General features: G+C 37.7%; 12 protein-coding genes and 1 riboswitch. Of the genes, 3 read left to right on the forward strand and 9 right to left on the reverse strand.

Features of this window, described 5'->3' with window-relative positions; translation table 11 throughout:
• Window positions 1–165: 165 nt before the first annotated feature.
• The 3 genes from ACIQYG_RS24935 to ACIQYG_RS24945 all read right to left on the reverse strand — a co-directional run bounded on the left by ACIQYG_RS24935 (window position 166) and on the right by ACIQYG_RS24945 (window position 2671).
• On the reverse strand, window positions 166–582 hold the full coding sequence (locus tag ACIQYG_RS24935) for a YjdF family protein (RefSeq protein ID WP_402843737.1): 417 nt from the start codon (window positions 580–582) through the stop codon (window positions 166–168).
• A gap of 552 nt (window positions 583–1134) precedes the next feature.
• Window positions 1135–1995 carry a metallophosphoesterase gene (locus ACIQYG_RS24940; RefSeq protein WP_402843740.1) on the reverse strand — a complete coding sequence of 287 codons (861 nt, stop codon included), beginning with the start codon at window positions 1993–1995 and terminating at the stop codon, window positions 1135–1137.
• Between the two features lie 103 nt (window positions 1996–2098).
• Window positions 2099–2671, reverse strand: coding sequence for a recombinase family protein (locus ACIQYG_RS24945; protein ID WP_402843818.1), 573 nt, complete (start codon window positions 2669–2671; stop codon window positions 2099–2101).
• A gap of 441 nt (window positions 2672–3112) precedes the next feature.
• Window positions 3113–3291, forward strand: a riboswitch (Lysine riboswitch).
• Window positions 3292–3425: 134 nt separating this feature from the next.
• On the opposite strand from ACIQYG_RS24945, the gene dapA reads away from it, so the two are divergent.
• Entirely contained in the window at window positions 3426–4322 is an 897-nt protein-coding gene (dapA, locus tag ACIQYG_RS24950) for a 4-hydroxy-tetrahydrodipicolinate synthase (RefSeq protein ID WP_402843743.1), read from the forward strand.
• A 173-nt stretch (window positions 4323–4495) separates the two neighbouring features.
• Window positions 4496–5458, forward strand: coding sequence for a D-2-hydroxyacid dehydrogenase (locus ACIQYG_RS24955; protein ID WP_402843746.1), 963 nt, complete (start codon window positions 4496–4498; stop codon window positions 5456–5458).
• Window positions 5459–5824: 366 nt separating this feature from the next.
• On the opposite strand, the gene ACIQYG_RS24960 is transcribed toward ACIQYG_RS24955, so the two are convergent.
• The 5 genes from ACIQYG_RS24960 to uraD form a co-directional block, all read right to left on the reverse strand.
• Entirely contained in the window at window positions 5825–6244 is a 420-nt protein-coding gene (locus ACIQYG_RS24960; protein ID WP_402843749.1) for a VOC family protein, read from the reverse strand.
• Window positions 6245–7192: 948 nt separating this feature from the next.
• On the reverse strand, window positions 7193–7732 hold the full coding sequence (gene tpx, locus ACIQYG_RS24965) for a thiol peroxidase (protein ID WP_402843752.1): 540 nt from the start codon (window positions 7730–7732) through the stop codon (window positions 7193–7195).
• 30 nt (window positions 7733–7762) lie between these two features.
• Window positions 7763–8122: a hydroxyisourate hydrolase gene (uraH, locus tag ACIQYG_RS24970; RefSeq protein WP_402843755.1), complete on the reverse strand. Its 360-nt coding sequence runs from the start codon at window positions 8120–8122 to the stop codon at window positions 7763–7765.
• Window positions 8122–9105 carry a factor-independent urate hydroxylase gene (pucL, locus tag ACIQYG_RS24975; protein WP_402843758.1) on the reverse strand — a complete coding sequence of 328 codons (984 nt, stop codon included), beginning with the start codon at window positions 9103–9105 and terminating at the stop codon, window positions 8122–8124. The genes uraH and pucL overlap by 1 nt, the downstream gene beginning before the upstream one ends.
• 13 nt (window positions 9106–9118) lie before the next feature.
• Entirely contained in the window at window positions 9119–9616 is a 498-nt protein-coding gene (gene uraD, locus ACIQYG_RS24980) for a 2-oxo-4-hydroxy-4-carboxy-5-ureidoimidazoline decarboxylase (protein ID WP_402843761.1), read from the reverse strand.
• Between the two features lie 238 nt (window positions 9617–9854).
• On the opposite strand from uraD, the gene ACIQYG_RS24985 reads away from it, so the two are divergent.
• Window positions 9855–11045, forward strand: a complete 1191-nt coding sequence (locus tag ACIQYG_RS24985) for a PucR family transcriptional regulator (protein ID WP_402843764.1) — start codon at window positions 9855–9857, stop codon at window positions 11043–11045.
• Between the two features lie 107 nt (window positions 11046–11152).
• Here the strand turns inward: ACIQYG_RS24985 and ACIQYG_RS24990 are convergent, their stop codons facing one another.
• On the reverse strand, window positions 11153–12340 hold the full coding sequence (locus tag ACIQYG_RS24990; protein WP_402843767.1) for a PucR family transcriptional regulator: 1188 nt from the start codon (window positions 12338–12340) through the stop codon (window positions 11153–11155).
• Window positions 12341–12452 lie beyond the last annotated feature (112 nt).

Here is a 12452-nt window from a genome sequence, read left to right on the forward strand (position 1 = left end):
TCCTTTTTAGCTGGCCAGCTCAGGACACATTCATCTTATCAAGAGGTCTTTTTTCGTTCAAACCTCATTTTCAGTTATTACAGGAATGCTGCCCCTTTAGTTCATAGAAAAAGAGCTGCCGAAGTGAACTGCATTAGAGAACATCTAACAATTGGAGGTGCAGTTTTACCTTCCACGGTGCTTTTTTTTACGCTTTTCTACCTTTAATTGTCTTTTCTTTTCCTTTTCCTTTTCCTCTTCTATTTGTTCACGAGAAAGTACTTTTCGCTTTACTTTTCGATTTTCAAGCTCTAATTTCAATGCTTCTTGAGCTTTGGAAGAGGCGCCTTTTTGTTTCATTTGTTTTCCAACTGCACGTGCTAACCGTTTAGGGTTTATGTGCTGTTCTTTCTTTTGATTAACGTTTACACCTGTTGTAACTCGTTCCAGTAACCTCATCATTATGTGGTTTACAAAGTATTGTACCTCTTCATCTTTTGGTTCTTTTCCAAAGATATGTTTACAAACTCTCAAAAACCCATTTTGATTATCTTCAACAATTCCTACCCAGAACTGGCCATCAAAGTAAAGTGTTAATTTCATCAGAAAACCCCCTCTAATTAAATAACAGAGTGATGGACATCCCGAGGGGGGAAGGCTACTAATATTAGTATGATGCAACTAATACGTCTGGACTACCAACCAAACTGTGATTTTTCACTCTATTAACCATTATATGAAAATACATGTTTTTGTAAAGTATTGGTAATACATTCCCTTTAGGAGACCATTAGAATCTTTGGTTCATAAAATTATTTTTATTTCATTAATTTTAAAATTTGTTAGTTACTTGTAGATTTGAAACAAAGTTTGATCAAATTAATACAAAAAACCTTGATAAATAAATCTAAAGAGCATGTTTTGAAAAAAGATTAATCAAAACATGCCCTTATACTATTTAATTGGATTATTCTTTTATTAATTGATCATTTTTGTGTTCCTTAATGAACTAACGCACCTGTTAGTTCATTTAGAAAAGCTAACCTTATTCAAGAAATAGCACCCGATTGCGGAAGATCTTAATATAAAAATCAATATTTCACCACTATTTCTTCTTATACGAATGCACCCGTTACATCAATAAGAATTACTTACTTATTTACTTTTTAGGGTAATTTCAACTACTTCTGGTCGATTATTTATTCTAAGGGGAATTGGATTATTACCTAAACCTCTACTTACAACCATTATTGAGTTTTCTTTTTGAAACAAACCACCATCATATTCTGGGAAAAACCCCTCTGTTGAAATAATCCCTCCAATAAAAGGTAGACGTAACATTCCCCCGTGAGTATCACCAGAAAAGACTAAATCTGCTCCCCAATCAGCATATTCATCAAAATAAAAAGGTCTATGCGAAAGTAAAATATTTACTTCGTTTTCATTTGTTTCGCCTAACCGTTCTTCAATTTGAATTTCTCCTGACAAGTGTTCTTTTAGCCCATACAAGTTAATTATTGCATCCTGTTTTGTAATTGTTGTTTGTTCATCATTTACAACTGTAACACCAAGATTGCTTAGTTTTTCTTCGTATGCTTCTTTTGTGCCTTCTTTTTGATACTTGTTTCTATCTTCGTAATACAAACCTTCTTCGTGTTCACCTGTCACATAATAAATCGGATAGTTATTATTTAGATTTTCAAGTAACTTTATTAGAACTTCTCCGTTATTTGGTATGTCGTGAGAGTTATTTAACATATCACCAGTTATAACAATTATATCTGGCTCAATTTTATTGATTTTTTTAACCAACCTTTTGTTTCCTTCTCCAAATTCTTTATTGTGTAAATCTGATAACTGTACGACTTTAAACCCATCAAATTCCTCTGGCAAATCCTCTAAATGAACAGTTTCATTGGAGGCCGAAATCCAATTAAGTTGTAAAAGGTAATAAACTACTAAAATGATTAAAATTGTTAAGGTGATCACTAAAATTTTTCTACGTTTTTTAACCATTATTTCCTCCTGTAAAAACCAGTGTCTTACTTAAACTATACTGCCCCTTTAGTTCATTAAGCAAAAAGGGCACCAAATGGCAGCCCCGGATTCAGTTTAAGAATCATTTAATCTTTGCATATAACGTGGAACGTGGAACTCCTGTAGTTTTTACAATGTCCTTTACACTCATTCCGTTTGTTTCACGTTCATTATATAGCTTAATAGCACGTTTTAAAGTCTTTTCATCTTGCCCTGGTCTTCCCATATGTTTCCCTTGCCTCTTAGCTCTCTCCCGACCTTCTGTAGTTCTTTCTACAATAAGATCACGTTCAAATTGTGCGAATGAACCTAAAATATTAAAGAGCAGTGTTTGTAAGCTGTTTCCTTCGTTTGAACCATCAAACTTCATATCTTCTTTTACAAATCTTACATTAACTCCTTTTTCAGCTAGTTCATGAACGATCTTATTCAAGTCCATAATAGAACGAGCTAAACGATCTATTTTAGTTACAACTAATGTATCTCCTTCTCGTGCAAATTCAATAGCTTCATAAAGATGGGCTCTTTGTTTTGTACTTGTTCCTGTTACTTTTTCAACAAAAAGCTTTTTACACCCTTCACTTTCCAAAATTTCCTTTTGTGTTTCTAAATCTTGGCCAGTAGTTGAAACCCTCGCATAACCAATTAACAATATGTATCATCCTTTGTCTATAAGTCTTAAAACTTTTAGACAGTAAACAAGGATAAATTAACAAATAATATGTTAGATTTTAAAAGTGTCTTAAAGTTTTAAATTATAGACATTTAATTAAACATTTTAAGGTAGCTGGGTTTTAAAGTTGGATGTGCAAAATAGCACTCACTCAAAATTAGCGCAAATTACCCCGAAAATAACACTTTTTCATATACATTGCCCGAGGTTCTTCAAATAGCCAGTGATTATGAAGTTTCGAGTTAAACCTTTCTTTGATCATGCAGCCATGATTGAAAACCGTTGGAAAAGTGTTTTCCTTGACCAAAAGCCAGTTCACACATAGTAGAAATGATTACATAAAAACAAATTGTCCTTGCAACAGAATGGATTCCCTGTTATATTACAATCAATTAAATATTTTCTTACTTCAAAATTTTTTGAAGTGAGGATAGAGGAGCAAAGACCATTAGTACACATTTTGAGGAGAATGAGATCCTATGACTATTGTGGAAAGGGGAATTTGCCGAAGCGGAAAGAATCTCATGTTCTTGAAGCTGGTTCTGCTATTGAATAAATACAGAACTGTCATATAGGAAACTATATGGAGGGCTATCTTATGCGCGGAAACATTTTTTTGATAAATATTGTTTCTACTGCAGCAGCGAATCCTCGTTGTTGCTTTTTTGCGTTTACTCCTGAACGGCCCTAACCACCTCTGAATATTTTTAAAAATTATACAAAAGGGTGTGAAGTTATGAATTTTGGCCAAGTTTTAACCGCAATGGTTACCCCGTTTAATCATAATGATGAGGTTGATTTTAATGCTACGAGAGCTTTAGTAAACTATTTAATTGCTAATGGTTCTGATGGATTGGTAATAGCTGGTACAACTGGAGAGTCCCCTACATTAACTACAGAAGAGAAAGTAGATTTATTCAAAATTGTTGTAGAAGTTGTTGATGGAAGAGTTCCAGTCATAGCTGGAACCGGCTCAAATAACACGAAAGCTTCTATCAGCTTGACAAGGCAAGCTGAGGCCGCAGGAGTCGACGGAATCATGCTCGTTACCCCATACTATAACAAGCCGTCTCAAGAAGGATTATTTCAGCACTTTAGCGCTATTGCCCATTCAACATCATTACCGGTAATGCTTTATAATATTCCAGGTCGAAGTGTTGTAAACATGTCAGTAGAGACGATTGTTAGCCTCTCAAAAATCAACAATATCGTGGCAGTAAAAGAAGCAAGCGGTGACTTAGATGCCATGGCACAAATCATAAGCAAAACAACTAGTGATTTTACATTGTACAGCGGCGATGATGGGTTAACATTACCGGTTTTAGCCATCGGTGGAACAGGCATTGTTTCGGTTTCTTCACACATAATTGGTAATGAAATGCAAGAAATGATCAATAGCTTTAAAAATGGTGATGTCCATGCTGCCGCCGCTACACATCGTAAACTTCTTCCAATCATGAAAGCATTATTTGCTGCGCCAAGCCCAGCACCAGTAAAATCAGCATTAAATATGCGGGGGGTGAATGTTGGAGGTGTCCGCTTACCATTGGTCCCTCTAAACCATGAAGAAAAAAGAGCACTACAAATAGCTCTACAACCTTGTAACACAGAAGCAATATTATTAAATAAATAAACGAATGATTCATTAAACGAGTCTTTAATACCGATTTTCTATAAAATCAATAGTAAACTGGAGAAATTTGAAAAGCAGTGCATACTCCGAAAGAAGTGCACTGTTTTTTATCATTGTACGACTCAGGAGGAAGAATTTATACTATATATAAAGAATCAATAAGGAGAGAGCCTATGGGGGGTACACACAAACCAAACATTCTTGTATTTAGTCCTATTCAGACAGAGGTCGATGCTTATGCTGATCGTATCCGCAATAATGGGTTTACATCGGTGAAGGCAGCGAAAACTTTGGGGGAAGCAGAAAAATATTTACCAGGCACTGAAGTTATTTTGGGATGGAATTTCCCTACACAATTACTATGTAAACCAATTGCCTCATCTGTTCGCTGGTTTCAATCAATGGGAGCCGGAGTCAATGATTTGATTTCGGACAAATCGATACCTAAAAACATTACATTAACTCGAATTACTGACCAATTTGGTGCTTACATCTCGGAATATGTATTTTTGTTTCTCTTGGACATAGTGAAAGACGGTCCTCGGATGAAACAATCGCAACTGGAGCGGAGGTGGGATCCTTTCATTTCCGAAACCCTTAAGGGGAAAACAATCGGGATCGCTGGACTTGGATCGATTGGCGCTGAACTTGTACGTAAAGCTCGAGCATTTGATATGAATGTACATGGCTTAAGCTTTAGTGGAAAACAAGCAACACTAGTGGATCGCCACTTTACTCCAAATCAATGGGGTGAATTTGTAAAGGATCTGGATTATTTGGTCCTAACCCTTCCTTTAACGGATTCCACTTATCATATCATTAACCAAGACCTTCTTTTAGCGATGAAATCCACTGCTTCCCTTATCAACGTTGGCCGTGGAGCATTGATAGATGAAGGGGATTTAATATCTGTCATGCGAGCAGGACATCTTCAGGCAGCTGTCCTCGATGTATTTGAAACAGAACCGTTGCCAAAAGAACATGCCTTCTGGTCCATGCCGAATGTGTTTGTCACTTCTCATCTGTCAGGGCCAAGTACGGTTAACGAAGTGAGCAACTTTTTCATAGAAAATTTAAGGAGATTTTCAAGTGAACAACCATTAAATGGAATGGTAGATCGGAATCGAGGGTACTAAACCCTATTATAATTGATGTTATTTGCTTTCAATTGAGTATTTATTGAAACAGCCGCATTTTTCAACAGAGGAATGCGGCTTTCTAACTGAAAGTAAATAATATGATGATTTTTTAAGGATCATTGAAAGTGGATTTTCATTTGTTTAGCTTTATATTCCTCTTATAAATTAAAAAGCCCCCTCACTAGAGATAGGCTTTTTACGATGAAGTTACCGTATGGCGATAGTAACATACTCTCCTTATGCGTAATTAATTCAGGGAAAGTGGCTCTTCCCCCCTTCTTATCTGAAGAAATTACCCATGCTCTTTGGAATTTATAACAACCTTTTTTAATCCCTATAGTTCCATAATGCCGGCAGAGCGGATCACGCTTTTCTCTTCGAATCCAGAACGTCCAAATAGTGCTGATTGTACATAATGCCTAGGATGTTCCCAAAAGGATCAACCACGGAGGCAGTAATGAACCCCTGACCGCGAACTGTGGGTGCCTCGTGTTCTTTCGCTCCCATAGACAGCAGCTTCTCGAAAGTTGCTGTCACATCGTCGACGTGCCAGTACACGACAGCACCACCGGCCGCGCCGGTCGACGAACCACCGGGCGCGTAGCGGCTATCGATTAGGCCCAGCTCGTGCTGGTAGTCCCCGAGGCGAAACTCGGCATAACCTGGGCGTTCGAAGTATGGGTCGATACCCAGCAGCTCTGTGTACCACTTCTTTGCCGCCACTAGATCAGCCGCCCAAAAACTGACGGTGGTGAGTCCTCTTAATGTCTTTGTGTCACTCATAATCGATTTCCTCCTCAATGTTGAGTAAGTAACTATACTTCAATATTTAGGGTCGCCGGGTAATTTCCTAGGTTGCTGTTCTGGCTATTGTAAACGTCTAATGCTGACAACAGTATGTCAGTGAGATGAATATTTCATCAAAAGTGATTTGAACAATTATCCCTTTGATTAACTTCGATTCACTTACGACTAAACCCTTCTCTTATTCAAGAAAATGTCCCAATTGTTGAACAAAGATCAAGCGGCACCGTTGAACTATCCTGCCTCTAGCAATAAGAAAAAGCTGCCTTAAATGACAGCTCCGTTTCTTCACTAGCGCACAACAAGAGTTGGTGTATGTTCTCATTATATGTAATCGATGTCGAAATGAGGGGATAGTAATTCCATGCTTTGTAAATCCCATTCAAAGGTAAGTATGGCTGATTGTTTTGATTTATGAGTCAGGAGGGGTACACCATTTTTTATGATCATGCTTTCTGCATCCCAAAAACGGACAGTTTCGTCTTCGCCAGTACGATTACAGACTATTACGGGTAGTCCTGTTTCTAGTGACCTTTTTTCGCATTCTCCCTCCGGACCATGTAATCCGGAACCCCAGGAAGACGGTGCAATTAATATTTCAGGTGTTTTTAGAATTGTTATGTTAATTAGTAAGTGAAAAAGATAAAAAGAGCACTTCCTTGGATAAGGAAGCGCTTCCATGTTATATAAAGCTATTGGACTTTCATTATAGCATAATTCCACTTCAAATAACAGGAATTAATGTTTAATTTTAGTTTATTTTATTATATTTTGACATTAGAAAGCGACTTGGGTAGAAGTACTTTTCTCCGTTTGCGTTAATGAAGTCATAATTCAGTATCATCAAAAGACCGTCCAGCTTTTGTAAATCGGACGGTCTTACGGATAATAGAATGAAATGTTAATATCCTTCTTGAGGGAAAATGTTTATTTAGCTGCACCAGCTTTATTTATCACTTCCTTCGCTACCTGCAATGCGGATTCATAATCTGCGTGATTCGTGACTTCCGGTACATATTCCACATACTTAATGGTTCCTTCTTGATTTATTACAAATACTGCCCTGCATTCCAATCGTTGCTCTTTCATATACGTTCCATATGCAGTACCAAAAGACAAATCAAAGTGATCGGAGAGAATGGTTATAGCTTCGACATTACTTTCTTTACACCATCTTGCTTGAGCAAAGGGAAGGTCTGCGCTGATAGCCAAGACTGCTACATCATCACCCATTTTGCTTGCTTCTTCATTTAAGAGCCTTGTTTGTAAATCACATACACCAGTATCAAGCGAAGGAATAGTCGTGATGATGCATGTCTTATTTTTATAGTCTGTTAAATGTGCTTTACGGCGGTCATTTGTTAATAGTGTAAAGTCAGGGGCCTTATCCCCTACTTTTAGTTCAGGACCAATCAAGGTCACTGGATTACCGCCTAAAGTCACAACACCAGTACGCTCATGTGCCAAATTGAACCCTCCAACTCTCTTACTGATTTACTAGCTTCCTCGGTAGGTGCTATATCCTCCTGGAGCAACCAGCAGAGGAACATGATAATGTTCTTCATTGCTTCTAATACCAAAACGAAGTGGGACCTTATTTAAAAATGGCCTTATATAAGGATCATTCGCTCCATCATTGAAATATTCCCCAACATAAAAGACAAGCTCATACTCACCTGGTTTGAGATCATCCCCTTGAAGAAGCGGATCATCCACTCTCCCATCGTTGTTTGTACAGACCTCTTTAATGAAAGAATGGTCTCCCTGTTCTGCTATGGCCCAAAGTTCTATCTTCATCCCTTTTGCCGGCAGGCCTTTAGACAGGTCTAAAACATGTGTGGTCAGCTTACTGTCCATTATCGGGAAGCCCCTACAGTTGAATCAGCTGCCTTTTTTTGTTTAACGTCTTCTTGTGTAACGACAAAGCCTTGGAAGCCAAACGGAGGACGAGGTTCCTGATAAACACTTCCTTCTGAATTTGGAATCGTTTCTACAACCGTTTCCCATGTACGATTATTGGTTTTAAATTGAACATTCGCTAACTGAGGGAAACGTTCTAGAATCCTAATGCCAATATGATAAATGAGCTGCTGAATCGAACGGTTATTCAGTTCATGGAACACTGTGTTTGCAATATCACAAATTTGTTCTGCTGCTACATATTTTTCTGGATCCGCTCCAGTGCCATCCTCCCAGCGGCTATATTCCCAATCGAAATCCAAGTAGATAAATAGTGGACGATCCTGAGCTTCTGGCAGTGTGGTGTATTCATCTTGAATAAATCCATAAAAAGAGCTTCCTTTAACCTTGATTAAATGGACATCAACTATTCCACTTGAATGCTTAACGATTTTGCTTCCGGTAGGTGTCCTTTTCACTTCGATTGTAGTGGTAGCCCTTTCATTTCTGGAACATCGATAGACAACATCACTATTTTCATGCCCTTCCCCTTTTGGAACGAGTACATGATCGAAGGGAACTTCAGTTGCTGTCAGTTCCACTGCATCTATGTGGCTATACTTATCAAGGAAAACTTCACATATGAACTTTATAAAACCTTCCGCCGTATTTCCTTGATAATTGGCGGCCTGGCGATGAATGATGTTTTTCATGGAATCCGTTGCAACCACCAAGCTATTATCTCCTTCCGTAAAAGAAGATAAAAAAGCTTCCCCTTTTAGAGAAATCTGGCAATTAAATCCAAAAATAGTATTATCTCTTTCTGTGAAACTTGATTCCGGTATTTTCCTCAAACCTGTAAGAGGCTGTACAAAAGTCCTATATACAAATACATCCCCTTTACCGTAATACATCGTTCTGTTTTCATTTTGAACTGTCATATTATTCCTCCTCCTATTTAATAAAATCAGATAGCCTGTGGCTGGCAATTAAGTGGATTTGCTTGATCGCTTCCTTAAGTTCATTTGCCGGATCCAAACCAATCCTTCTTTTCATCTCTGCCTTTATCACCGTTTTATCGCTGCCACGGACAGCAAATATGAACGGAAATCCAAACTTTTCTTTATACTGATTATTTAACGCATGAAATTCTTCATATTCATCCGGAGAAAGCGAATTCAAACCAGCTGCGGATTGCTCTTTAACTGATGCTTCAGCCATATCAATCCGGGCTGCTAAATCCGGGTGAGACTTGATTAATTGGAGCTGTTCCGATAATGAGGCATTCTGCACAACTATTTCCATTTTCTGTTTTAGGTCCTCTAAGGAAATGAATGGCTTGTACTCCCATGAACGCTCTGCTATCCATGGAGAATGTTCATATACCCAACCTAACTTTTGGATGAATTCCACCTTGTTCAACTCATTTATGCTATTAAGGTCAGATATCAATACGGGCCCTCCCTTCTTCCGATTATTTTTATAATTCAAAACATTCTTAACTTAATTGAATTATATACGTGCGCTTCTTTATAGGTCATTAGCTGAAAAAGCTAATATTTTTCCAACCTCTTTGTGCTTACCGCACTCACCTTTAAAGAACAGGCTATCCTTATAGCTCTGATATAGTTGCCAATATTCAAAAAATTAGTTAAATTAGAGAAAAAAGGCACAGCGAAGGGGACCTATCATGCATTTAACGATGACTGATGCATTAAAATTACCACAGATCAAACGATGCCAAGTGGCAGCTGGCATTCAGGGACTTAATAGAGAAATAGAATCCATCAATAGCTTTGATGCTCCTGATGTGCTTTCCTGGTTGAAGCCAAATGAATTAATTCTAACAACAGGATACTTATTTCAAGATAATCCGCAACAATTAGACCAATTCGTAATCGAATTAGCAAAAATGAATTGTTCAGGATTGTTCATCAAACTGGAGGAAATTCCACAAACCACCATCAACATTGCCAATATGGCCAATTTGCCTATTCTCAAAATCCCCCCTGAGTTTTCGCTATCAGATATCATGTCTCCCCTACTTCGTGAAATTGTAACGAGACAGAATGAACAAAAAGAGTTGAGTTATAGTATTGAAGATATTTCAGGAGTTGGTGCCGAAAATTTAAGTTACGGGATTTTAGGAATGACGGAGGACAAATCCAACTTCCATCATTTTTCTGGGGGATTCATATGTACGGTTTTACCTTTAACGCTGCAATGTAATCAAAGGAATGATCCCATTACTTATAAACAGCTTATCAAGACAATTGAAACATTAACCGAACAATATAAAATCGATAAGCTCATAAGGAATATCAAGGGCAGTCTAGTTATCATTTATCTGGATACCATCCCCCTAGGGAACACCCGCTTTTATTCACAGGTCACCCAGATAAGCCAACAAATTATCTCTACTTTATCTAAACACCTGCCAATGGAACTTACGCTGGGAGTCGGTAACTATCATACAGGTATCAATAACCTGGCCAATAGCTTACAGGAAGCTTTACAATCTATTGATTTGGGAAAACGATCGAACCCAGGAAAGGAAGTATACAGCTACAAAGAATTAATAACATTTAAAATTTTGCAGTATGCCCCCAAAAATGTGCTCATGGATATTGTTACAGGTAATTTAGCACCGCTGAAGGACCATGACGATGAAAACCAGTCTGATCTGATCAAAACCTTGGAGGCCTATTTGCAATGCAATCTTCGACCTGCTGAAACGGCCAGAATAATGGGGGTACACCGAAACACTATCCATTTTCGAATTAAAAGCATAAAAAAACTATTAGGAATGGACTTAAGCAATGATGATCTGTTCACTTTAAAACTTGCCCTATATGCCAAACGTCTGCTGGATAACCGATAGGAAATAGCACATACCATACGAAAAACTGCCAGAGATACCTATCCCTGGCAGTTTTTCATGTGCAGTAACACTTGATTCCCGATTCCTTCAAATCATGCTTCCTTTACCTAGTCATGTAATAATAACTTCGCAGCTTTTATACTAAACTGCAATTTAAAAGCAATATCCCTCGATTTTAAATCAACTCCTAATAAGTCTTCAATTCTAGACAAACGAAACTTTACAGTATTTCGATGAACAAACAAAGCCCGTGCCGCGTCTTCTATTCTGCCTCTAGAAAATAGATAGGTTTCCAGCGTTTTTAACAACTCCCCCTCATTTTCCCTATCATATGCAATAATCGGCTGAATCATGGATTGCACGTATTGAGTTATGGCATCCTTTGGGATTTGATTTATTAGATCTTCAACTTCAACGCTTGCGTAATCATTGATATTAGTCGGGTTGACCCTCGAGCCAAGTTGAATGGCCTTTTTAGCTTCAATAAACCCTTCTTTCATATTGTAGAATTCTTTTTTCACCTTGCTTAACCCCATCGATAGAGAAGTGCCAGGATTATCTTTGGATATAAGACCTTCTAAAAGGATGGCAATTCTTTGAGCCTGCATAAGCAGGTGTTCATCAGTCACCATCCCTTTCCCTTGCAGGATAATCAATTGACCATCGAAGTCGATATTCCAATACTTAAAATCTTCCCTTTCCGTTTGGTTTAATTTCTCCAATATTTTACCGATTGGAAAGAATGAATCCCCTTCTTCCTTCGTTCCGTTTATTAAGAGCAGAATATATGGCCTATCGGGATTAAAGCCAAATTCCTGTAATTGGGGGATAAAAGATGACCCCCTATTTTCCCCATTCAAAAGAGAATGAAAAACTTCAAAACTTCCTTTTCCATCGTTTTTCCCTTTCTCCTTATTAACAAGTTCATATGTAAAGCTGAATAATAAGTCGGATAAAGGCATTTCATAAGGAATCTCCAGTAATGGGAAATTGTACTTGTTCGCTTCTTCCACCATTCCAGGAGGAATCGTAGAAAGAAACCTCTTAATCTTGATAGCTAATCCAGCACTTCCTCTTTTCGACAATTCCCTAACAAGATTGATTTGAGCATTCAGGTCATCCTTAAACACATAACCAGTTGTCAGCAGGAGTTCCCCTCGTTTAATCCATGATATATCCGGATGATCCATTATACTTACTGAATTAATTACCCGAGTTAACCCTTGACTTCCTCCAATAACTTCCACTTGGTTTAGGGCAGGAAGTTTCAAAGCTTTTTCGATCGTTAAATACATTTTTCTCCCCCTATTCTTCTTAATTATATACAGAATGAACTTGAATGAATATTCATATTTTTCCAAAAAATAGTCTTGATTTAGCATTATGGCGGTGATAATATAAAAATAC

The sequence above is a fragment of the Peribacillus sp. NPDC096622 genome (genome assembly GCF_044762665.1).
In the GTDB taxonomy this organism is placed as follows: Bacteria; Bacillota; Bacilli; order Bacillales; family DSM-1321; genus Peribacillus; species Peribacillus frigoritolerans_B.